We start from the raw sequence: 22,418 nt of genomic DNA on the forward strand, positions 1-22,418 counted from the left end.
ATTTCCTCCCAGAATAAACTATTTTTATTTTAACATATTCATTGGAACAAAAGCTCTTCTTTAAAAATTCTTCATGAAATTCTGTTATGCTGAAGAAAATCACCATTTCTACTGAAAAAATTAGATTTTTAACATGACTTTATGGTACAAAACAAGTAGAATAGAACGAAATCTATCAGTGTAAATAATTATAGAGGTGTCACATGCGAAAAGAAGTTATCAAAGCCAATCGAATTGTTATTAAAGTCGGAACAAGTACGTTGATCTATCCTAATGGGACAATCAATCTAGCTGCCATCGATCAACTTGCATTTGTTCTATCTGATCTGCATAATCGTGGAAAAGAGGTCGTCTTAGTCTCTTCTGGTGCTGTAGGTGTCGGGATGCATAAAATGAATCGCTCGACTCGCCCTGCTACCATTCCTGAACAACAAGCCATAGCGGCAATCGGTCAAGCTGAATTAATGAACATCTACAATCAGCGTTTTACTGTCTACAATCAGCAAACTGCCCAAATCTTAGTTACTAGAGATGTGATCGATTTTCCGGAAAGCAGAAAGAATGTTGTAAATACGTTGGAGCAGTTATTAGCGATGGGCACGATCCCGATCGTTAATGAGAATGATACTGTAGCCGTCGATGAATTAGATCACTTAACAAAATTCGGCGACAACGACCAATTGTCTGCCATTGTTACAAAACTGATCAATGCGGACTTATTGATCGTCTTATCCGATATCGATGGCTTTTATTCAGATAATCCGACAGTCAATCCCAATGCTAAAATGTACCAAACTGTTACGGCAATCGATAATACACTAATGGAACAAGCTGGTGGTGCAGGTTCGACCTTTGGAACTGGCGGCATGCATAGTAAATTAAAAGCCGCCCTACGTATTTTTGAAGCACAAAGCACGATGATCTTGGCAAATGGAAAAGATCCTAAGATCATTTTTGACCTATTAGCTGGAAAAGAAATTGGCACACTATTTAAGGAGGAACAGTCATGACTGATTTAAACCAACTTGGAAAAGATGCAAAGAAAAGTGCCCATACACTCGCATTGATGAGTACTGAGCAAAAAAATTCTCTATTGAAACAAATGGCGTTGACGATCAAAAAAAATCAAGGCGCACTGTTAGAAGCCAACCAGAAAGATTTAGCACAAGCTGAAGAAAATGGCATCAACGAAACGATGCTAGATCGCTTACGTCTAACACCGGAACGAATCCATGCAATGGCAGAAGAAATGAACAAAGTCGCCCAATTAGATGATCCTATTGGAAAAGTAGATCAAATGTGGACCAATGCTGATGGTCTCTTGATTGGGAAAAAACGAGTGCCACTTGGTGTCATCGGGATCATCTATGAATCCCGACCAAACGTCACTACTGATGCAGCCAGCTTGGGTTTTAAATCAGGAAATGCGGTCATCCTACGTGGTGGAAAAGAAGCCTTCTCCTCAAATCAGTTGTTGGTTCAATTACTGCAACAAACATTAGTGAGCGCTGGACAATCCCCTTATGCCATCCAATTTGTTGATGACACGTCACATGAAACAGCAGAACAATTGATGAAATTAACCGACTACTTGGATGTTTTGATTCCTCGTGGTGGTGCAAATTTGATCCGTCGCGTCAAAGAACAAGCAACAGTACCGATTATTGAAACAGGCACAGGAAACAACCATGTCTATATCGATAAGGATGCCCAATTGTCTATGGCGGTTGAGATCATTGTCAACGCCAAGGCCTCTCGTCCTTCGGTATGCAATGCAGCAGAAACCTTACTGATCCATTCAGAAATTGCACCTTTCTTTTTACCAGTCATTGAAAAAGAACTCGTTGAACATGGCGTTTCCCTGCGCGCAGATGCTCGGGCTATGGACTACCTAGAAACCGCTACGCTAGCAGAAGAAAGTGATTGGGATACCGAATATCTGGATTATATTTTAGCAATAAAAGTGGTTGATTCCTTAGATGATGCAATCACACATATCAATCAGCATAATACGAAGCATTCTGAAGCCATCGTCACAGACAGTTACCAAGCCAGCCAACGCTTTTTAAATGAAGTTGACGCCGCCGCTGTCTATGTCAATGCCTCTACTCGCTTCACAGATGGCGCTGTCTTCGGCTTTGGTGCAGAAATCGGCATTTCCACACAGAAACTACATGCGCGTGGCCCAATGGGGTTGAATGAATTGACTTCCACCAAATATGTCATTTATGGAGATGGTCAAATCCGTTAAATTGTTTCACACGAAACATTTACGTGCTTCAAAATAAACTATGCTAAATCTTCTTTTTAGTATGTATGTTGAAAATTTTATTTAGAAAGGTCCCACTATGTTTGAAATTCTAAAAATTTTCTTTGTTTATATCGTTTCCTTGAATCTCTCTGCTTTTTTAGGTGTTGGCCTTTTAGCTCTTTTTTTCCAGTTTAAAAAAAGAAGCTTGCGAAATGCGCAAGCAAAGTGGAGTAATTATCTGCAACGAATTGGTCCAAAAGGAATGGTTCGGCGCTTATACCTCAGTTATATGATTGCTTTAAGTGCCCTAGCTATACTCAATTACACTTTTGCTTTTAACCAATCGATTGCTTATACGATCACTTTACTGATTGCAGGTATCTTCCATCTTTCGTATAAATACCAATTAAATAAGAGTAACCTTACCAATCGATTCAAATAATGGATACAAACAGTAAGAAAATCAGTCATTTTATCAATTAAGAAAAGAGATCGAGACAAAAGTCGGTTAGATTTGAGAAATTGAAGAAAAAATGAGGTTGGGACAGAAGTGTTTAACTCCGAGAAATAAGAAGAAATTCACGAAAATTGCTTTTCAAATTTTTGTGAATTTCGGCTTATTTCCGAAGGAGTTGCTTCTGCTCCCACCGTTTATTCGTTTTTAAAGAATGAGACAAAAGTGTTTCTTACTTTTGTCCCACACTCGTTTTTTTTTTGAGATTTCCGAAAAACCTGACTTTTGGACGCTGTTTATTCGAGAGTCTGTAGAAAAATTGATTTTTAGATTTGTCCCACATTCTTTCATGAACAAACGGCGAGGCAGAAGTAGCACTTTCGAAATATACCTACATCCGAACAAATTTGAAAAGCAATTTCCGAAGATTCCCCCTTGAAACAAAACACTTCTGTTCTAGTTCTAGCTTCTCTTACAGTCTTCTCAAAAATATTCTTTACCCAATATTCTTAGCATATTTTTACAATCTATTATTAATAACTTTCACCTTCATGGTCCAAAATAGCAAAACCATCAAATGTTTCCCCATCGTAATAGCGCAAAAGTTCATCCATCGACAAATTCATCGTTTTTTCTTTTTCTTCTTCCACTTCAGCAAGCAATTGTTCACGATAGGCTTGGTATAATTTCGCCAATTTCTGCTGCATCACTTTTCTCGACTCGCCAGTTGCGTTAAGTGTCGGTAGTTCTTTTAGATAGCCTTGATACACAGGACGGCCATCTACCAATTCAATAGGAAGCTCAATATACGTTAGGCCAACTTCTTTAAAATACTCTTCTAACATGTTTTCCCCTCCCTTTCTCCCCTGGATTGTATCTCATAACTGCTCGACTTTCCAGTAAAGTAAAAAAAGACCTTGCCTTTTTTGCGTATTTACGCAAAAAGCAAGATCCTATCAAACTTATTCTTCCCCTTCACTTGTGACAAAATAGTTGCGATGATAAATGATACACACTACGCTGATCACCACAATGATTGCCGCAAAATAAAACGCATAGCTTTCTCCCATTTTTTCACCAATCTCACCGGCAATAAACGGAGCCAGTGCCCCACCAAAGAAACGAACAAAGCTATAACTTGAAGAAGCAACGTTTCGTTGCAACCCAGGTATTTCCATTGCAATCGTTGTTAGCAACGTATTGATGATCCCTTGGAAAAAACCAGAAAGAACAATACTGATTGGTACAAGTACTTGGAACGACGCACCTGCTCCCAATAATGCCAAACAAATGATGAAGAAAATAAAAGCAACTAAAATCGTGCGGTAAGTCGTGAATTTCTTTTCTAGTGCTGGTGCAACGAAAATAGAAGCAATCGCTAATAACACACCCCAGCCAAAGAAAACAAAACCGACTTCTAATTCGCTATAGCCTACCAATAAGAAAGGTGCATAAGCCAATAACGTAAAAAATCCAAAATTGTATAATAAAGCAATCAAACCAACGGAGCGTAACTTATGGTTGCTTAATGCTTTCACGCCTTCCCAAAAGCCAACTTTTGTTTTTGGCTTTTCAGCTTCTGGTAAAAGAAATGCTAGTGCAATAAATCCTAAAAACATCAAAGTTGCTACTCCATAAAATGGATAACGCCATGAACCACTTCCTAAAATACCACCAACTAAGGGACCGACTGCCATTCCGCAACCCAAAGCAGCTTCATACATCATGATCGCTTTTTCTGTATTCCCCACCAAGATACTAACAATCGTTGCTAGTGCGGTTGAAACAAATAATGCATTTCCGACACCCCAACCGGCACGCAAACCAATCAACGTATTGATATTATTAGATAATCCACCAAGTCCAGCAAATATAACAATGATAATTAATCCCGCCATCAACGTTTTTTTCAAACCAATACGACTTGATAAAAAGCCCGTAAATAGCATAACTACTCCAGTAACAAGCATATAACTAGTAAATAATAACGTCGTTTGAGCAGGTGTGGCATCTAATTGTGCAGCTATTGTCTTCAAGATCGGATCGACCAGACCGACCCCCATAAATGAAATCATGCATGTAGCAGCTACGACAAGTGCCGAATTTTTTCCTTTTGTTTGTTCACTTATTTCTAATTGATTCTCCAAGTTTCCCATTCCTTTCTTTCTATATAGCATCATACATGATTTATTTTACATGTCAATATGCACATGTAAACTTAGGAAGAAAGAATGTGCTATAATAAAAAGAAATCAGTCAGGAGGTATCGTATGAATACTTTAGCCTATATCTTATTGTGCGTTCTTTTGTCTAAACCTCGATCAGGTTATGAATTGAAACAACTTATTACGATTTTTTGGGAAGCTCACCACAGCCAGATCTATACTACCTTGGCAAAATTAGACCAGAAAGGGTATATCACTGTTCTAGAAATTGAAGAACATTCCCAAAAAAAGATTTATACGTTAACCGATGAAGGACGTTCTTTAGTAGAAGAATGGATCAAAGAAGAAACTCCTGCTCCTACGCAAAAAGACGAATTTCTAGCCAAAATCTACGCCTTCTCAACCTTAGATAAAACAACAGCAACTGGATTGCTTTTTACACGTGAACAGCAATTGAACAAAATCATGCAAAAAAACCAAGCAAAATTGGTCGATCTTTCGATTGATAAACGAGAAGAATTTGGTCGTTATGTCGTAATCCAGCGTCGAATCTTACTTTGCCAACAAGAACTTGATTGGTGCCAACAAGTACGAGAAATGATGCAAACCTTTTTCGATTAAATAAAAAAAGCCCCTCACTATTGAAACGCCCCCGTAAGTTAGAAGTCCAACTTAGAGAGCCGCTCCAATGAAGAGTCGGCTTTTTTTTACATCTATTGAATCATTACATACCTTTTGTTAATTTTGGATTTTACTTAATACACTTCTAGAAATTGGACCAACGATCAGTAATTGCAAAGGCAATGCAGCAATCACATTCATTTTCCAAGCATTTAAATATGAAGAAAGTAATTGATCTGGAATACCTTGTTCAAGGATGATACCAAATAAAGACATGCAAGTAACCATTCCTAAGACCATTAGACAAGAAATCGTCACGATCATCTGAAACTTGCTTTCTGGATTAACAGGTAGCTTGAAAGCTATTTTTTTTGCAATAACTCCAATGATAAACACATCTAAAATGAAGGCAACAACGAATCCAGGTACTAGACCGATTAAAAGACTAGAAAATTGCAAGTCTCCATGAAGCCATAGATTGTACACACTCATTCCTAATACCATCAAGAAACACATCATTGTTGTAAAAATTATTCCTTCTTTTTTGTTTGTAGGCAAATATACCACTCCTTTATTTTTGTCACGAAGGCCATCGTAGCACATTTAAAACTTTTGTGTAAGTATTTTTTTTCAAATAAAAAAAGAAAGCCCTTTTACGACTTATGCTTCATCTACCTGTCAGTCTACTGACCTGATAATAAAGAAATCAATCGAAAAGGGTCTTCTTTTTATTTAGTTAGTGAAACAAGCGGACTAATATCCGTAAAAACCTATTCCTTCATATTTCCAACCTAATGGCGTAAGGAAATCTCTTTCAGAAGCGCTTAGAGTATAGTGATGTGTTCCAGTTTTTTCATTTGGATTAAACAGGCGATAAATCGGTTTGGAACCCCCAGAATAGAAGCTCAATCCTTCATAACGCCAGCCCAATGGTTTTAGAAAGTTGATTTCTGATTGTGCCATTGTATAGTGATGGTCTCCGCTATAAGGGTTATACATCCGATAAACCGGTTGGCCACTATTCGGTGCTTGCCAAGCAATCCCTTCATATTTCCAGCCCACTTTTGGCAAATAATCTTTTTCTCCAGCATTCAATGTATACAAATGTTCACCTGTATGTCTATTGTAGAGGCGATACATTGGGGAAGTTGACACCTTCGCTGTATCATATTGGGTCAAATTATAGGTTTCGATGACACTATTCAATGTGGACCCATAATTTGGTGCGGTCGCATAACGACCAGTCAACCAAGCTGTTGCATCTTTGTATGATTTGGTATTACTTTTCCAAGCACCAGAGTAGTAATATACACCAGATTGGAAAGAAGTCGTTTTTAATACTTTGGCATTGTCTTGCAATGACTCCTTATAGGAAGGATATTTTCTAAATGCTGCATTGACAGTGATCCACTGCCCATTTACATATTCAGAAGTTGGCATCGTGACAGATTGCCCTTGGTAATTCCCTTTGATCCCAAATAAGTTATAGTTTGGAGCTGCGGACAGTGTGCTTTTCCCCCAACCACTTTCTACAATCGCTTGGGCGATCATAACTGATGCATATAAATCATTTTCATTCGCTAGACTTTGAGCGGAAGAAGCAATGCTATCGATAAATGCTTGCTGCGAAGTGTTGGCAACTCGAGCTGACCGCGCCATCACACCATTTGTAAATTCAGATAAATCTGCTTGGTGCGTATGTGTGATCGTTTGTCCATCCGTCAATTGATTTGTGATTTCTTCTGCTGTTTCTGGATTTTCGTTTGTTGGTGTTTCACTTGTTGCTGTTTCATTTGTTGCCATTTCATTTGTAGCGGAAGTATCCGTTACTGTATCTGTTGTACTTACAGCCTCCGTTGTTTGTGTTAGAACACTAGCACTTGTTTCGGTTGTTTGTACTTCATTCATTTGATTGACTTCAGTAGTCTCAGAGGTTGATGATCCGATTTCTTCTGCTAGAACGGTTGCATTGGTGACAACTAGGCTCCCTAAAATAATCGTACTTAGTAGAAAACTTCTAAATTTCATGACACTCTCCTTATTGATTCTTTTTATTATCTGAATGTTGTATAGTCTAAATGTTGAATTTTATGGTTAAAATAGTAACTATTCTAAAAAAATTCTCATAAATCCTACACATTAATCAGTATACATGAAATAAAGAAAAAATGGTTACGTTTACTTCAAAAAAAAGAAGAAAGAGGAAAAGCCTCAATTTCTTCTTTGATCTGTGAACAAACATCAACCGTATCACTAGTAGCAGAAAAATTTTTCGAACATCTAAAAAACATCTAAAAAAAGCATCCCAATCGACGCTCTCTAAATCAGTTTTTTGACAGACTCTCGAATAAACGGTGGGAGCAGAAGCAACTCCTTCGGAAATAAACGGTGTCCAAAAGCCAGTTTTTTTCGGGAATTTCAAAAAAAAAGATGTCGAGACAAAAGTAAGAAACACTTTTGTCTCGACATCCTACGCCATCTGGAACACTTTTCTTATTGGGTTACTTCATTAACTCTCTTAAGCCTTCTTCTAAAGAAATCAACGGTTTTTCTAATGCTTTTTCAAAATCATCAGACACAACATTTAGTTGGCCATTTTTGATATCCTCTTGGATAGCTGCAAACATTTGTGCCGCTGTTTCAGGATAGCCTGCTTCTTCCAAGTGTTTCATAAATCCCTGATTGTCAGTTTGAATGATTTCAATCGGTTGATCTACCACTTGTTTCAACGTTTGACCTAGTTCTTCATAAGTGACTGGTTTTCCTGATAATTCTAGTACTTCTGGAAATGCAGAACCTGCTACTGCTTTAGCTGCCACTTCTGCGTATTCGCGTTTTAGCGCCCATCCTGTTTTTCCGTCACCTGCAGCATAAACAAAACGACCTGTCTTTAAAGCAAGTTCGATAATTGGCCATTCATTTTCTAAATACCAGTTATTCCGCAAAAAAGTATGGGGAATACCAGAATCTTTGATTACTTTCTCTGTAAATTGATGATCGGGAGCTAAGATACTAGTTGAATGATCTGCATCTGCAAAGCTAGTATACGCAATATAAGAGACACCACTTTCTTTCGCAGCCTTCACTACATTCTCATGTTCCTCTTGACGATTCCCCGGTGCACCAGAAACAAAAAGCAAACGATCGATTCCTGTCAATGCCTTCTTCATCGACGAAAGATCAGAATAATCACCAATTCGAACATTCAACCCTTCATTTTTTAACCCTGCTCCTTTTTCTTCACTCCGAGCAAGCACATAGATTTCTTCATTTGGAACAAGCTCTTTCAAATAATTTACAGCGTATTTCCCAAAACCACCAGTTGCTCCTGTTACTAAATAAGTCATATTGACCACTCCTTTGATTGTCTAACTATTTCTTAAATTTCTAACCTGTACATTTATAAGTTACACCATTATCTTAAAGAGTATGCTAAGATAAGTCAAGAGAAAAACTACCAGGAGGTATTCCTATGAAATATTCTTTACAATTCAGTGATGCAATCCATATTTTAGCCTACATTGAAATCTTCCAAGACAGCAATCTATTATCAAGTGAAATGATTGCCAAAAGTATCGAAACTAGCGCAGCAAATGTCCGAAAAATCATGAGCAAACTAAAAAAATCTGGACTGATTATTACTCAAAATGGCAAAGCAGCTCCTTCTTTAGCAAGAAAACCAGAAAAAATCACGCTACTTGATGTGTATCAAAGCATTGAAGGCAACACAAACTTGATCCAAGTCGACCCAAAAACCAACCCAAATTGTGTGGTGGGCGCCAATATCCAAGAAGCTTTGACAGAAAGCTATTCTCGATTACAAGAAAAAGTGGAACGAGAAATGGAACAAATGACTTTAGCAGAGTTGATCCATAAAATTGCTGTACTAGAAAATGAGCATCGCCCAGAAAATCAAGAAATCATTGAAAAATTTTTGTAGGTTAAATTCTCGACAAAGTTCTTATTCATTTTCTATTAAATAACAATAGTATTATGAAAAAAATACTGTTTTACTTTCTATTATCCGTTAAACTTATTAAGTAAAAAAGTTTTAAGGAGGAATTTACTTTGAAAGATTGGCAAAGTTATTTTTTAGAAAAGACGTTAGACCTAGGTTACTCTTATTTTTTAGAAAAGCGTGTCCTTGAGTTTACGATTGAAAAACAACAAATGACCGCTAAAATCACGGATGATACAGAGAAAAATGCCATGATTCTTTTAGATGATACACATCAGATCTTACACACAACCTGTGATTGCCTGTGCCCATCTGTAAAACAATGTCCCCACTTAGTTGCGCTCTTATTCGAATATGAAACGCATTTTCCCAAAGAATGCGAGCGAGAGATAGCACAATCGATCACTCATGCAGATGACACGCAGATCCAAAGTTTTTTGACTATTGTTTTACAAGAGAATCCGCGGTTGGCGCAACGCTTTTACCGGCATATTTCACTAGATGGATCAGCAGCGCCTGCTCATTCCGACACAATTGTCACAACTCATAAAAATAACATTGATGGCGATACCCTTTCTGAAAGAATTGACGTATTCATAACAGAGATGATCCTCTTTACAGAGTTACAAGTGAAACGTTCAATTAAACAGAGGAAGATTTTACATGGTTTTGAAATAGTCAATGCAGTCATTAAAATAATCGACTTTTCAGAAATTTGTTATTCTGCTCAAGCAATTGATCGCTTGCTGACCCATTGTTATACCTCTTTAAAAATACTGTTCCGTTATGCTACAGCAAGAGAAGAAGAAGAGTTGATCCAAAGACTTACCGCTCAAGCAGGCGATCCACAACGAATCTATTCTAATTTATACATACATAAACTCTTGAATGAGAAAATAGGCAGTCATTCAGAAGATACGGGTTACGCTAGTAATACCCAGAAAAAAAAGAATCCAGCAACCCCAAAACGGTTTCTTTCAGTGAAACAGATGGAAATGCTGAATTATTCGGCCAATCAGATCCACTATGCGGTCAAAGAAAACTGGTCTTCTCCTACTGCACGTTCGCAATATGTGGACTATCTCAAAAAAAAGAAGGCGTATGCTGAAGCTGTCACTGTATTGAAAGCAAGCATCGAAATGGATAATCATTCTCCAGATTTGGTTTTACTACATCGTTATTCCCTAAAACGACTTTACCAAAAATTAGGCAACATACAGGAATACGCAAATCAAATCTATCACTTATTGATTGAAAATAGTGTAGTAGATATGAATTTGATCCATCAATTGAAAAAAGTTTGTACACCCGAAGAATGGGAAAAACGTAGTGCCGACTTATTCGAAAAATTACGAAACCATGTCGGTGTGGGCTTATTCTATTCACAAGAAAAGCGCTATGATTTACTGCTGGATTATGTACTTAAAGCACCTGGACTAGAAGATGCGAGCCATTATTTCATTTATTTGAAAAAGCATGCACCAGATGCCCTTTTACAGAAATATGAATATGAACTACGAAAGATGGCCCAGCCAACCGGTACTCGAACGCATTATCACAAAATTGCTCGATTAATCACAGAAATGGCTAGCTTACCAAATAGTATCGTTTCCGCTCAACTCTTGATCAAAGAATTAAAGGAAAAGTATCCTCGACGAAAAGCCCTACTTGAAGAATTAAAATTAGTTGAAAAGAAACTATAACGAGGAATGACTACCTGCTCATATCATCTGGCGGTGGCTTGTCCCCTTTTTAGTACCACTTACTTTTAAGGTGACAGGTCATCTTCGGTATCTTTTTTATAACGACCGTTTTTATAGGGATACCATTTAAAAAAATTCATTTGTTAAACTTTTTATTTCACTATATACTTATAGATAATCCTGTTATATTACCTATATCTCCTGGATAAGGAAAGGAATTTTTATGATTTCAAGCAAATATACCATTCGCGAAAGTAACCAAGCAAACATTCTTAAAGCCATCATCGACAAACAAGAAGTCTTTAGAGCTGAGTTAGCTGCTACCACTGGTTTGAACAAAGCTTCTGTTTCAGACATCACCAAAAAATTGTTGGCTGATCAACTAATCATTCAAACTCGTATTGGGAATGCCTCAATCTCTGGTGGCAGAAAGCCGATCATGTTGACATTCAATCGAAAAGTTGCCACTGCTCTTTCTTTTGATGTCGGCTATGACTATCTAGAGGGGATGTTGTCTTATATTGATGGCACGCCGATTGCTACGATCGAAAAAGAGAGAATCTCTGTTGATTCGACAAACGTAGTTGCACTTTTGCAAACAGCGATTGCTGACTTGATGACACATAACCCATCCACGCCGTATGATATCGTAGGTGTGACGATCGGCATCCACGGGGTCATCTTGGATGAACAAGCAATTTTTACCCCTTATTATGATTTAGACACGATTGATTTGAAACAGCAATTGATGGATCACTACTCATTCCCGGTTTTTATCCATAACGAAGCGAATCTAGCTGCTTTAGGTGAATATACTTTTTCTTCTCCCTTACAAAATTTGATCAGTATCAGTAGCCATAGTGGCATTGGTTGCGGCATTGTGGAAGACGGGATTTTAAAAATCGGTAAACATGGCAAGTCTGGAGAGATCGGCCACACGATTTTGTATCCCAACGGCATCCCTTGTCCCTGTGGCAATCATGGTTGTTTAGAACAATATGCTTCAAACAAAGCCATCTATGAAGAATTTGCGCACAAAAAAAACCTTGAATATGCGAATTCAGACATCATTGCGACTTATGCGAATCAAGCAGATCCTGATGCACTTCATTTAATAAAAAAAAATGCGGAATTGTTAAGTATTGGTATCAATAATATCAGTATGATCTATGATCCTGATATCATCGTGGTCAACAGTCCCCTCTACCGTAAATTGCCGATAATGATCGACTATATCAATAACGCCCTAAGCAGTCGCTTTACAAAAGAAATCATTGTTCGAAATACACTTCTCGGGGAAAAAGCAATTCTCTTCGGCGGCGTAGCTGTCATTGCTCAACACTTCTTGAACATCCGCAAATTAAAATTTAAAGAATGTGGGACAAATCTAAAAATCAGTTTTGCTACAGACTCTCGAATAAACAGCGGGAGCAGAAGCAACTCCTTCGGAAATAAGCCGAAATTCAAAAAAATTTGAAAAGCAATTTTCGCTAATTTATTCTTATTTCTCGGAGTTAAACACTTCTATCTCAGCCTCTCTCAAATAAACGGCGTCCAAAAGTCAGGTTTTCCGGAAATTGAAAAAAAACGAGCAATACAAAAAGCGTATTGTTCGTTTTTTTTCAATTTCTCAGACCTAAACGACTTTTATCTCGACCTCTTTTTTCGAATATACAGCGTAAAGACAATTCCTTTTAAAATAAGTCTAGATCCAAACAAACAACTTTTTTGTTCTTCCTTTTCCACAGATTGTTCTGAGTGGATCCTTTATCGTTTTTTCAGATAAAAGAAGAAGTCCGATTGATTTTTTCCAAATAACTTGTCACTTCACGTAGCAATTGAAGTTTACGGAAATGACTGATTTTATTTTTTCTAGTAAACACTTGATAGTGATTTTTTCTAATAGCCTCTAGTTGCTCCCGATAAATAAACGCTGCAGCTGTTAGTGCTAGCTGACAATCTTTGTGGATCAATGGTAGCATTTCAAAAGATTGCTTATACCGTTCTTCTGCTTGCACAGCCAGAGATTCCCATAAAGCAATAAAAGCTGGTGTAGTTGCTTTATTTTCCAACGTTTCTTCTGTTACTTGAAATTTTTCCATCTCTTCTTTTGGTAAATATACTCTGCCCATTTGGTAATCTTCCCCTATATCACGCAAAATATTGGTCAGCTGCATCGCCTCACCTAATTTTTTTGCTGGTTCAGCTATTTTAGTTGCTTGGTCCGTCAACAATGGCAGCAACATTAGTCCGACGCTTCCAGCTACATAGTAACAATAGTCCTCAAGTGCCTTCATATCCTTTGGTTGCGTAAATGATATATCTTTTCGTTGACCATTGAGCATGTCGTAAAAGGGTGCTAAATCCATCGGAAAAGTTGCAAACACCACAGCTAACGCACGCCAGATAGGAGTATTGGGGACTTTTCCTGCTTCAAAGTCGGTCAATTGTTGTTCTAACTGATCCAACCCTTCAATATTTCCTTCCAAGTCAATGAGATCATCTGCTTGGCGGCAAAAAGCATAGATAGCATAAACACTTTGTGCCTTTCTTTTTGGCAGTTGAGAAAAAGCGGTATAGAATGATTTGGAGTGTTGTTTGATGACTGCTTCACAGTAAGTAAAATCCGCTTGATAAATCTCAAACAATCGTTCATTGTCGCCTGTCATCTTTCAACACCTCCTCTACCGCTAGCTTCGCACTTTGCATCACGATCGGTACACCTGCGCCTGGATGGGTACTGCTTCCACAGAAATATAAATTTTTTGCCGCAGAAAACTTGTTATGCGGACGGTAGTAGTTACTTTGTTTCAATGTCGGCTTCAATCCAAAGGTTGCACCATTGTATGCATTGAACTGTTTTTCAAAATCCTTTGGTGTCATATATGTTTCCGAGACAATGTGTGCTTCGATATCTTTGAAGAGTGTCTTCTCTTTGATTAACGTCAAGACCTTTTGCCGATACTCTTGAACGACCGCATCTGACCAATCCTCGTACATCGATAACTCCGGAACAGGGACCAATACATACAGCCCTTCCTGTCCTTCAGGGGCAAGTGTTTGATCCATCAATGATGGACGATACAAATAAAAGGATGGGTCCTCCGGCAACTTACCGATCTCAAATAGATCATCCACATTTTGCTTAAAATCATCGGCAAAATAAATACTATGCAATTGCTCTTCCGGATAGCGTTTATCTAACCCTAAGTACATCAAAAAGCAGGAACAAGAATACTCCATGTTCTCGATTTTTTTATTCGTATATTTTCCTCTTTTACGTTCATCTGGAATCAGTTCTTGCATCGCATAAGGGAAATCAGCACCGCAAACAATCGCATCAGCTGTAACTTGTTTTTTTCCAATACGAACTCCTTTAGCTACTTTGTTTTCGATGATCAGTTCATCGACAGGCGTTCCATATTCTATTTTTCCGCCTAATTCTACAAATAACTTAGCCAAAGAAGTCGCTAACGTGTACATGCCACCTTCAATAAAATACACACCATAAAATAACTCGATCATCGGAATGATCGTATATAATGATGGCCCTTGGTAAGGAGAAACACCAATATATAATGTTTGAAATGCCAGTGATTTTCTTAAGCGTTCATCTTTCACGAATTTTGAAATAGACGAATATGCGTCACTGAATGTGCGCAAGCGAATCCCTGCCCACAATGATTTAGGATTATAAAAATCCCAGAATCCGCGAAAAGACTTGGTTATAAAAGCTTCTTTGGCAATCGTATAACGTTTGTAGATATCGGCTAAAAAAGCCATATATCCTTGAGCATCTTCTGATGATATGTCTTCTAACGTTCGCATTAACTCAGTTAAATCATTGGAAAATTCAAGAGGACGCTCCTTGTTGAAATATAATTTGAGCATCGGATCAACTTTTTTCATTGGGATATAGTCATCAGGGTCTTTTCCACAAAATTCAAAAACTTCACGATAGATTTCGGACATCATCACGATAGTTGGCCCTAAATCAAAAGTAAAGCCATCTTTTTTGATTTGGTTCATTTTCCCACCAGGCTGACTTTCTTTTTCGTACAGTGTTACTGCATAACCTAATTTTTGTAACCGAACTGCGGCACTTAGACCGGCGACTCCTGCGCCTATTACGAGAATCTTTTTCATGGGATCACCTACATCTCTTTCTTTATCACTCGATCAATTTTAGGATATCATTAAATTTATCAAGCGATAAACTAATACGCTCAAAAATCTGTTTTTATGAAAATGAATGAGCGATAAAAACTAGCTCACTTTGTCTCTCACTACCAAACTGATTAAATGATGCAACTAGAAGTAGTGCTTAAAAAAGCCGAAATTCTCAAAAATCAAAAAAGCAATTTCCGTGAATTTCGGCTTATATTTTTGGCCTTGATTATTTCATCTCAGCCTTATCTGTTTTTGTTCGCTTGAAATGTGTCCAGTATTGCTCTCACTTCATCTGTTGTTTTGGTATTCATTAGTTGAACACGCAGATCGTTTGCACCAGGAAAACCTTTGACATAGATTTTGAAGAAACGGTGTAATCCTGTGATCGAACGTGGAATGATCTGCGCATATTGATCTTGCAGATCTAATTGTAGGCGGAGTAATGCAATCAGTTCTTCTGACGAATGTTCTCTCGCTTCTTTTTCAAAAGCAAATGGGTTTTTGAAAATCCCTCGGCCGATCATAATGCCGTCTACTCCATATTTTTCTGCCAATTCCAAGCCCATTTGTCGGTCTTGAATATCCCCATTGATAGTGATCAATGTTTGCGGTGCAAGTGCATCCCTCAGCTCTACAACCCTTGGAATCAACTCCCAATGGGCAGCTACTTTACTCATTTCTTTTCTTGTTCGTAAGTGGATAGAAAGATTCGCGATATCTTGTTTCAAGAGATGGCTGATCCAATCATCTAATTCCGATTGTTGCGTGAACCCAATCCGTGTTTTCACACTAACCGGTAGTCCCCCTGCCTTTGCAGCTTGGATCAATTCCGCCGCTACTTCTGGACGAAGGATCAACCCACTGCCTTTGCCTCGTTCAGCGACATTTGGTACAGGACACCCCATATTCAAGTCGATCCCTTTAAATCCCATTTCAGCCAGTTGGATACTCATTTCTTTGAAGAATTCTGGCTTATCCCCCCAGATATGTGCTACCATAGGCTGTTCATCCTCTGTAAAAGTCAATCGACCTCGAACACTTTCTTTACCATCAGGGTGACAAAAACTATCTGAATTTGTAAACTCAGTAAAAAATACATCAGGTGCGCCTGCTTCTTTCACGACATGCCTAAAAACCACATCTGTGACATCTTCCATCGGGGCTAATATAAAAAAGGGCTTAGGTAACGCTGCCCAAAAATTTTCTTTCACATCATACACTCCATTTCATTACTGGCTCTTTAGTGATCTTCATCTTTAAAAAAACATGGTCATTATACTAGTTATATGTAAAAGAAGCAAAATCAGCGCTTCACTTCTTTAACGAACAAGCTTTTGATAAGCCAATCGTTCATTATCTGTATAGTCACTCACATAAACGATGCCTCGCAACTCAAAACCACTATGGTCCATGATACGCTGCATCCCTTTGTTCTTTTTGTGTGTATCCACTCTAATTTGATGGATTCCTTGTTTTTTCGTTTCAGCTTCTGCAAATTCAATCAAGCGATACGCCAATTTTTGCCCACGAAATTCTTCCGACAGGGCAATACGGTGGATCGTTGTATATGGATCTGCTTCATTTTCCCACGTTCCTTCAAAGATTTCTTGGTAATTTTTGTCTGGTGTCCGTTGCAATGCCAGTGTTCCAGCCACCACTCCATCGACTAGAAGAATATAAGAAATCCCCTCTTCAATATCATTTTTGATCGTTTCTTCATTAGGGTAGCCATTTTGCCACTGTGGACTGCCGGCAGCCGCTAACAACGCCTTCGCATCATTGATGATTTTCATCACAGCTGGCAAATCTTCTACTGTTGTTTCCCGAAATACAAGGCTCATTCCCATCCACTCCTTTTTAATTTTCTATTTTAATACAAACAATGATCCTTGAGCAACTCTATCTTAAAATTTGATAAAAAAGAGCGCGATAAAAGTAAGTACTACTTTTATCTCACGCTCTAAATACATTTAAATGGCGAAAGTAGCAACAGCTTCTTCGAAAAAAAAGCCGAAATTCACAAAAGCAATTTCCATTAATTTCTTCTTGCCTCTCGGAGTTAACCTCTCAGCTTCTTTCTGGCAATGTTTTAACTTCTCAACCCGCGGCCTTTATTGATCAAATACCAGCAAGCTGAGTATAGGACGATGATAAACAAGACTAAAATCGTAAGGGAAACGCCAATCGGTACATCCTTTGTCCCAAGAAAACCATAACGGAATCCAGATATCATGTACACGATTGGATTGACTTTTGAAATAGCTTGCCAAACAGGCGGTAACATTGAAATCGAATAAAATACTCCACCTAGATACGTCAAAGGTTGTAAAACAAATGTCGGTACAATCGATACATCATCATAGGATTGAGCAAAGATCCCATTGATCAACCCAGCAAGAGAAAATAAAATCGCCGTCATCAACAAGGTCACGATGATGATCACCCACGAATGGACATGTAGTGGAACAAAAAAGAGCGACACTACCGTTACCAACGATCCTACCAGTACACTACGTCCTAATCCACCAATGACGAAGCCCCAGATAATCACATGTGTAGGCACTGGAGCAACCAAGATCTCTTCAATATTTTTTTGGAACTTCTGCGAGAAGAAGGACGATGAAACATTCGCATAAGAGCTAGTGATCGCTGACATCATGATCAGTCCAGGTACGATAAACTGCATATAAGAAAATCCGCCCATATCCCCGATACGCCCGCCGATCATTTTACCAAAAATAACAAAATAAAGGGACGTAGTAATAACAGGTGGGACTAAAGTTTGGACCCAAATACGTAAATAGCGATTGGTTTCTTTGATAGCTAAACTTTTTAAAGCTGTAAAATAAAGACTAAACATTTTTTTCCTCCACATGACCATTTTCTTCCGTGATTTTCAAGAATAATTCTTCCAAACGATTCGACTTATTCCGCATCGAAAGAACTTTGACACCTTGTTGACTAAACTGATCGAAGATGCCATTGACACCTTGATCACGTTCGACTTCCACCGCAATTGTCCGTTCATCTTCAAACGAGTAATTATAGCCTGTAAGCGTAGGTGTTTGCTCATATGGTGCCAAATCAAAGATAAACGTTTCAAACTGTAACTTGGAGAGTAATGATTTCATACTTGTATTTTCAATCAACTCACCTGATTGGATGATCCCAATGTTTCGACACAGCATTTCTGCTTCTTCTAAATAATGGGTCGTCAAAATGATCGTTGTGCCACTTTCATTCAATTCACGTAAAAACTCCCACATCTCCCGTCTCAATTCTATATCTACACCCGCAGTAGGTTCATCTAAAATCAGCAATCTAGGTTCGTGCATCAGTGCCCTAGCAATCATCAACCGGCGTTTCATCCCGCCAGAAAGCATCCGTGCCCGCACATTTCGCTTTTCCCACAAATTTGATTGTTTTAAGTACTTTTCACTGCGTTTTAGCGCTTCTTGGCGTGAAACCCCATAATAACCTGCTTGGTTCACTACGATTTGTTGTACCGTCTCAAAAGGATTGAAATTGAATTCTTGTGGAACTAAGCCAATCTGTTGTTTTGCTCGAACCAAATCGGTATCCAGGTCGTACCCAAATACTTTTACCTTACCCGAAGTTTTATTGACTAGAGACGTGATGATACCGATCGTCGTTGATTTTCCTGCACCATTTGGGCCTAACAACGCATAAAAATCTCCCGCCTCAACAGTCAAGTCGATCCCACGTAACGCTTCGACCCCTGTTGCATATATTTTTTTTAATCCATTTATTTCAAGAGCATTTGTCATTTTTCTAATGATCTCCTTTGTTCAACTGATTCTCTATTGTACCATGAAATCTCCTTTTTCATCCGTGGAAAAGACCAAAAAAAGAGAGGTTGGGACAGAAGTGTTTAACTCCGAGAAATAAGAAGAAATTCACGAAAATTGCTTTTCAAATTTTTGTGAATTTTGGCTTATTTCCGAAGGAGTTGCTTCTGCTCCCACCGTTTATTCGTTTTTAAAGCATGGGACAAAAGTGTTTTTTACTTTTGTCCCATGCTCTCCCAATTTAGGTATGGATAAACGTCGAAAGTAGAAGTAATCCCTTCTGTTTCCAACTCTCATTCTTCTGGTTACATATTAAGAGTCCACATAATTTGTACGATGAGCGTAAATAAGAATATTCCTGTTACACCAATACCAATTAAAACAACACTTAACTTTTGTAACCGCGATAAATATGTAAAATTCTTGCGAAAAGCAATGATTCCCAACACCATTCCTAAACCAATCATATACAGAAAAAGTATAAAGTAATCAAAATGTAAAAAGAACATCAGCTCCTCCTCTCCAAACAATAATAGTTAAAACGGGACAAGTCTTTTCTCCCCAAAGCTTATTCTCCCTTTGAGGCTAGTTTTGATGTTGCCCGTTTCTCTTAGTTTAACCAAAACAAATAAAATGGGTAGATTTATTTTATTGATTAAGCAATCTCTACTGATTATTGGAGCTGATCGGTCACTATCGCTCGTAGATCCTGTGAAAAATGATCGCCGCTCACTAAAGAAACAGCTTCAATCACTTGGTTTAACTTCTCCCTAGATGCGACAGGTTCATGGAGCAAGTGGATCAATTCAATATAAAATAAACGCATCAATTGATAAAATGCAAAATCTGGTGTTTTAGGCATTCGTGCTAGTAATTCCAAGGGCTTCCTCAACAATGCCCATTCCCCCTTGTTAAGGCATATACCGATAAAATTCAAAAGTAGTGTCGTAAATGTTTTCGTTTCATCATTCAATGTATCAAATTGAAAATTTAAACGTTTTCTAATCAACGTTTGAAATAAAAAAACTGTCTCTTCAAATTCATATAAATGCAATGTATTCGTAAACAATTTCATCGATTGGATCGTCCAATTCTCATCTTCGATTATCTTAGACTTTAAAAACCGTTTGCTTTCTTCAGAAACTGTCCCTTTTTCTATTATGCTGGTTAGTACTTCCGCTAAGACATTTACTAGTTTTTTTTCATGATCACTCAGTTCAGAAACAAAGTTAACCGAAGCAGCCATGTCCTTTATCTCATCTAGTTGATCTTCATAAAACAAGACACACAATTTATTTTCGAATACTTTTACGGTGCTTCGCTTCTTATCTAGAGCTAAATACTCAGTAAAATCTTGTAAGGCGATATGGTTTCTTTGTAATAATTCAAATAAGTCTTCTGCACTGATCCGATGTTGCCCGTTTTCCACTTTTGAATAATATGACTCAGAAATGATCCCTTGAATAAATTCTGTCTGCGTCTTCTTTTTTTGTTTTCGATACAATTTCAAGATTTCGCCAATCTCCATGCCTTCACTCCCCTTTGCTATAAAGATACTGATAGTTTTTTCCTTTTACAAGTCTATTTCGTATACGAAAGTTCCACACATCTTCTCTACCTTCCTGATACAGTAACAAAAAAGGAGGTTCCTATTATGGATGTTTTTATTCACAATCGTGCATTTCGCCAACTCTCACTTGCTAATTTCTTTTCAATGATTGGTGATAAATTATTTTATTTAGCAATGATGACGTACGTTTCTACACTGCCAAATGCTCAGTTGGCTATCGGTTTGATCACTGCTTCAGAGTTGATTCCACAAATGTTCTCGTCTTATACGGGCTACCTTGCTGATAGTACCAGAAAAAGAGCTTGCTTTCTGATTTTATCTGATCTTTTTCGTTCAGGGATTTATCTACTCGTAGGTAGCTTGTTTGTTCTTGATAGTACAGGGTGGTTCATCATCGGTGCGATTGCTCTACTAAACTTGATTTCTGATTTTTATGGCACTTATGCTTCCGGGTTACGACAACCCTTGATTGTCCGAGTAACTGGAGAAAGTGAATTCGTCCAAGCATCTGGCTTCACTCAAAGCATGTCACAAATTCTTAGTATTATGGCACAATTTGCTGGTGCATCTTTATTGTTTATTGTTACCTATGCGCAACTTGCCGTAGTGAATGCATTGACCTTCTTTCTGTCTGGAACGATCATGTTCATTTTTTTCAAACGACACAAAGTATTGTCTATCAATGAACATTTCTCTAGTGAGCAATCGCAACGATCTTTTAGAAAAGTCATCATCACTAGTATTCACACCTTGAAAGACGAGACTTCATTGCTGGGAGTCATCTCTGCTGTTGTTTTTCTTAATGGGATGCTTTCTTCACTTGTACCCATCCTACAAATGCTGATCGTAGCAGATAAGCAGTTGATTGTTGGTTCCTATGGTTTTACGCTTGTCTTGCTGAATGTGACTGTTTCTGCATCGTTAGCATTGGGTGGCTTATTGGGTACCAAATATTTGAAAAACGTTTCACTCGAACAGTTGATTGTTTTTTGTTTAGTTAGTATTTGTCTGCTTTTGCCCGTCATTTTGACTCACAAAATTTTTGCTATCTTGTTACTGCTCGTGCCCATTTATTTTCTTGTAGGCACCATGATCCCCAAATTAACTGGTTGGATCGTCAGTGTAGCAGAAAAAGAAAAACTAGCTACCACAATCGGAATGGTCAATACATTGCTGATTGGTCTTGCACCACTTGCAACATTTGTCGTCGTTGCTATTTCTAGTCTTTTCTCACCAGAATGGGCTATCTACCTCTTGCTGATTAGTTCACTCTTCCTATTGATAGTCCACGTTATTAAAAAGAGTAGAGTCAAATAGTGATAACAACTATTGCAAGAACAAATCACCCTTTTAAAAATAGCGGAGAAAAAATCCTCTTCTTTTAAAATTAGACATGAAAAGGTGGGAAAGAAGTGGCTCACGAAACAAAACGAATGTGTGGCAAATCTAAAAATCAGTTTTGCTACAGACTCTCGAATAAACGGCAGCCAAAAGTCAGGTTTTTCGGAAATAAAAAAAACATGGGACAAAAGTAAGAAACACTTTTATCTCATTCTTTAAAAACGAATAAACGGTGGGAGCAGAAGCAACTCCTTCTTAAATAAGCCGAAATTCACAAAAATTTGAAAAGCAATTTCCGTAAATTTCTTCTTATTTCTCGGAGTTAAACACTTCTATCCCAACCTCTTTTCTCTCCAATTTCTCAAACCTAAGCGAC

The 22,418-nt window shown here is 38.0% G+C and carries 21 protein-coding genes; 9 read left to right on the top strand and 12 right to left on the bottom strand.

Annotated features, from left to right (window positions below; translation table 11 throughout):
- The first annotated feature begins 203 nt into the window (after nt 1-203).
- From proB to CJZ72_RS04425, 3 genes are all read left to right on the top strand, one after another.
- The gene (proB, locus tag CJZ72_RS04415) at nt 204-1,010 is read left to right on the top strand and encodes a glutamate 5-kinase (RefSeq protein ID WP_005876906.1); all 807 of its coding nucleotides are present in this window, start codon (nt 204-206) and stop codon (nt 1,008-1,010) included.
- Complete coding sequence (locus CJZ72_RS04420; protein ID WP_081135686.1) at nt 1,007-2,251, top strand: glutamate-5-semialdehyde dehydrogenase; 1,245 nt, start codon at nt 1,007-1,009, stop codon at nt 2,249-2,251. Before proB ends, CJZ72_RS04420 begins: the two co-directional genes overlap by 4 nt.
- Nucleotides 2,252-2,348: 97 nt before the next feature.
- The gene (locus CJZ72_RS04425; protein WP_005876910.1) at nt 2,349-2,693 is read left to right on the top strand and encodes a hypothetical protein; all 345 of its coding nucleotides are present in this window, start codon (nt 2,349-2,351) and stop codon (nt 2,691-2,693) included.
- A 545-nt stretch (nt 2,694-3,238) separates the two neighbouring features.
- Here CJZ72_RS04425 and CJZ72_RS04430 read toward each other — a convergent pair.
- The gene (locus CJZ72_RS04430; protein ID WP_081135289.1) at nt 3,239-3,550 is read right to left on the bottom strand and encodes a hypothetical protein; all 312 of its coding nucleotides are present in this window, start codon (nt 3,548-3,550) and stop codon (nt 3,239-3,241) included.
- 117 nt (nt 3,551-3,667) lie between these two features.
- The gene (locus CJZ72_RS04435; RefSeq protein ID WP_095443650.1) at nt 3,668-4,861 is read right to left on the bottom strand and encodes an MFS transporter; all 1,194 of its coding nucleotides are present in this window, start codon (nt 4,859-4,861) and stop codon (nt 3,668-3,670) included.
- A gap of 114 nt (nt 4,862-4,975) precedes the next feature.
- Here CJZ72_RS04435 and CJZ72_RS04440 point away from each other — a divergent pair, with 114 nt between their 5' ends.
- Nucleotides 4,976-5,491, top strand: coding sequence for a PadR family transcriptional regulator (locus CJZ72_RS04440; RefSeq protein WP_081135285.1), 516 nt, complete (start codon nt 4,976-4,978; stop codon nt 5,489-5,491).
- Nucleotides 5,492-5,608: 117 nt separating this feature from the next.
- Here the strand turns inward: CJZ72_RS04440 and CJZ72_RS04445 are convergent, their stop codons facing one another.
- From CJZ72_RS04445 to CJZ72_RS04455, 3 genes are all read right to left on the bottom strand, one after another.
- Nucleotides 5,609-6,049 carry a DUF2798 domain-containing protein gene (locus CJZ72_RS04445; protein WP_005876920.1) on the bottom strand — a complete coding sequence of 147 codons (441 nt, stop codon included), beginning with the start codon at nt 6,047-6,049 and terminating at the stop codon, nt 5,609-5,611.
- Nucleotides 6,050-6,244: 195 nt separating this feature from the next.
- Complete coding sequence (locus CJZ72_RS04450; protein WP_081135282.1) at nt 6,245-7,519, bottom strand: glycoside hydrolase family 73 protein; 1,275 nt, start codon at nt 7,517-7,519, stop codon at nt 6,245-6,247.
- Nucleotides 7,520-7,992: 473 nt separating this feature from the next.
- Nucleotides 7,993-8,838 carry an SDR family oxidoreductase gene (locus tag CJZ72_RS04455; RefSeq protein WP_095443651.1) on the bottom strand — a complete coding sequence of 282 codons (846 nt, stop codon included), beginning with the start codon at nt 8,836-8,838 and terminating at the stop codon, nt 7,993-7,995.
- 125 nt (nt 8,839-8,963) lie between these two features.
- Between CJZ72_RS04455 and CJZ72_RS04460 the strand changes: the two genes are divergently transcribed.
- The 3 genes from CJZ72_RS04460 to CJZ72_RS04470 all read left to right on the top strand — a co-directional run bounded on the left by CJZ72_RS04460 (nt 8,964) and on the right by CJZ72_RS04470 (nt 12,629).
- A complete protein-coding gene (locus CJZ72_RS04460) occupies nt 8,964-9,431 on the top strand; it encodes an Rrf2 family transcriptional regulator (protein WP_081135275.1) in 468 nt (155 codons plus the stop codon).
- 128 nt (nt 9,432-9,559) lie between these two features.
- Nucleotides 9,560-11,152: an SWIM zinc finger family protein gene (locus CJZ72_RS04465; protein ID WP_081135271.1), complete on the top strand. Its 1,593-nt coding sequence runs from the start codon at nt 9,560-9,562 to the stop codon at nt 11,150-11,152.
- A gap of 223 nt (nt 11,153-11,375) precedes the next feature.
- The gene (locus tag CJZ72_RS04470) at nt 11,376-12,629 is read left to right on the top strand and encodes an ROK family transcriptional regulator (protein WP_095443652.1); all 1,254 of its coding nucleotides are present in this window, start codon (nt 11,376-11,378) and stop codon (nt 12,627-12,629) included.
- Between the two features lie 301 nt (nt 12,630-12,930).
- Here the strand turns inward: CJZ72_RS04470 and CJZ72_RS04480 are convergent, their stop codons facing one another.
- The 7 genes from CJZ72_RS04480 to CJZ72_RS04515 all read right to left on the bottom strand — a co-directional run bounded on the left by CJZ72_RS04480 (nt 12,931) and on the right by CJZ72_RS04515 (nt 20,659).
- Nucleotides 12,931-13,821 carry a phytoene/squalene synthase family protein gene (locus CJZ72_RS04480; RefSeq protein ID WP_095443653.1) on the bottom strand — a complete coding sequence of 297 codons (891 nt, stop codon included), beginning with the start codon at nt 13,819-13,821 and terminating at the stop codon, nt 12,931-12,933.
- A complete protein-coding gene (locus tag CJZ72_RS04485) occupies nt 13,805-15,298 on the bottom strand; it encodes a phytoene desaturase family protein (protein WP_081135260.1) in 1,494 nt (497 codons plus the stop codon). The genes CJZ72_RS04480 and CJZ72_RS04485 overlap by 17 nt, the downstream gene beginning before the upstream one ends.
- 266 nt (nt 15,299-15,564) lie before the next feature.
- Nucleotides 15,565-16,533, bottom strand: coding sequence for a tRNA dihydrouridine synthase (locus CJZ72_RS04490; protein WP_081135257.1), 969 nt, complete (start codon nt 16,531-16,533; stop codon nt 15,565-15,567).
- Between the two features lie 108 nt (nt 16,534-16,641).
- Entirely contained in the window at nt 16,642-17,163 is a 522-nt protein-coding gene (locus CJZ72_RS04495; RefSeq protein WP_005879074.1) for a GNAT family N-acetyltransferase, read from the bottom strand.
- Between the two features lie 248 nt (nt 17,164-17,411).
- Complete coding sequence (locus CJZ72_RS04500; RefSeq protein WP_081135255.1) at nt 17,412-18,182, bottom strand: ABC transporter permease; 771 nt, start codon at nt 18,180-18,182, stop codon at nt 17,412-17,414.
- Nucleotides 18,175-19,110 carry an ABC transporter ATP-binding protein gene (locus CJZ72_RS04505; protein ID WP_005879070.1) on the bottom strand — a complete coding sequence of 312 codons (936 nt, stop codon included), beginning with the start codon at nt 19,108-19,110 and terminating at the stop codon, nt 18,175-18,177. The genes CJZ72_RS04500 and CJZ72_RS04505 overlap by 8 nt, the downstream gene beginning before the upstream one ends.
- A gap of 694 nt (nt 19,111-19,804) precedes the next feature.
- On the bottom strand, nt 19,805-20,659 hold the full coding sequence (locus tag CJZ72_RS04515) for an Rgg/GadR/MutR family transcriptional regulator (RefSeq protein ID WP_081135252.1): 855 nt from the start codon (nt 20,657-20,659) through the stop codon (nt 19,805-19,807).
- A gap of 126 nt (nt 20,660-20,785) precedes the next feature.
- On the opposite strand from CJZ72_RS04515, the gene CJZ72_RS04520 reads away from it, so the two are divergent.
- The gene (locus CJZ72_RS04520; protein ID WP_095443654.1) at nt 20,786-22,018 is read left to right on the top strand and encodes an MFS transporter; all 1,233 of its coding nucleotides are present in this window, start codon (nt 20,786-20,788) and stop codon (nt 22,016-22,018) included.
- 12 nt (nt 22,019-22,030) lie between these two features.
- Nucleotides 22,031-22,261 (top strand): hypothetical protein, encoded by a 231-nt coding sequence (locus CJZ72_RS04525; RefSeq protein ID WP_081135250.1) that lies wholly within the window; start codon nt 22,031-22,033, stop codon nt 22,259-22,261.
- The last annotated feature ends 157 nt before the right edge of the window (nt 22,262-22,418 follow it).

Source organism: Enterococcus durans (assembly GCF_002277935.1).
In the GTDB taxonomy this organism is placed as follows: domain Bacteria; phylum Bacillota; class Bacilli; order Lactobacillales; family Enterococcaceae; genus Enterococcus_B; species Enterococcus_B durans.

Bases quoted from the DNA above. Each gene is read 5' to 3' on its own strand.
- proB (WP_005876906.1), top strand. From the start codon at position 204: ATGCGAAAAGAAGTTATCAAAGCCAATCGAATTGTTATTAAAGTCGGA.
- CJZ72_RS04420 (WP_081135686.1), top strand. From the start codon at position 1,007: ATGACTGATTTAAACCAACTTGGAAAAGATGCAAAGAAAAGTGCCCAT.
- CJZ72_RS04425 (WP_005876910.1), top strand. From the start codon at position 2,349: ATGTTTGAAATTCTAAAAATTTTCTTTGTTTATATCGTTTCCTTGAAT.
- CJZ72_RS04430 (WP_081135289.1), bottom strand. From the start codon at position 3,550: ATGTTAGAAGAGTATTTTAAAGAAGTTGGCCTAACGTATATTGAGCTT.
- CJZ72_RS04435 (WP_095443650.1), bottom strand. From the start codon at position 4,861: ATGGGAAACTTGGAGAATCAATTAGAAATAAGTGAACAAACAAAAGGA.
- CJZ72_RS04440 (WP_081135285.1), top strand. From the start codon at position 4,976: ATGAATACTTTAGCCTATATCTTATTGTGCGTTCTTTTGTCTAAACCT.
- CJZ72_RS04450 (WP_081135282.1), bottom strand. From the start codon at position 7,519: ATGAAATTTAGAAGTTTTCTACTAAGTACGATTATTTTAGGGAGCCTA.
- CJZ72_RS04455 (WP_095443651.1), bottom strand. From the start codon at position 8,838: ATGACTTATTTAGTAACAGGAGCAACTGGTGGTTTTGGGAAATACGCT.
- CJZ72_RS04460 (WP_081135275.1), top strand. From the start codon at position 8,964: ATGAAATATTCTTTACAATTCAGTGATGCAATCCATATTTTAGCCTAC.
- CJZ72_RS04470 (WP_095443652.1), top strand. From the start codon at position 11,376: ATGATTTCAAGCAAATATACCATTCGCGAAAGTAACCAAGCAAACATT.
- CJZ72_RS04480 (WP_095443653.1), bottom strand. From the start codon at position 13,821: ATGACAGGCGACAATGAACGATTGTTTGAGATTTATCAAGCGGATTTT.
- CJZ72_RS04485 (WP_081135260.1), bottom strand. From the start codon at position 15,298: ATGAAAAAGATTCTCGTAATAGGCGCAGGAGTCGCCGGTCTAAGTGCC.
- CJZ72_RS04495 (WP_005879074.1), bottom strand. From the start codon at position 17,163: ATGAGCCTTGTATTTCGGGAAACAACAGTAGAAGATTTGCCAGCTGTG.
- CJZ72_RS04500 (WP_081135255.1), bottom strand. From the start codon at position 18,182: ATGTTTAGTCTTTATTTTACAGCTTTAAAAAGTTTAGCTATCAAAGAA.
- CJZ72_RS04505 (WP_005879070.1), bottom strand. From the start codon at position 19,110: ATGACAAATGCTCTTGAAATAAATGGATTAAAAAAAATATATGCAACA.
- CJZ72_RS04515 (WP_081135252.1), bottom strand. From the start codon at position 20,659: ATGGAGATTGGCGAAATCTTGAAATTGTATCGAAAACAAAAAAAGAAG.
- CJZ72_RS04520 (WP_095443654.1), top strand. From the start codon at position 20,786: ATGGATGTTTTTATTCACAATCGTGCATTTCGCCAACTCTCACTTGCT.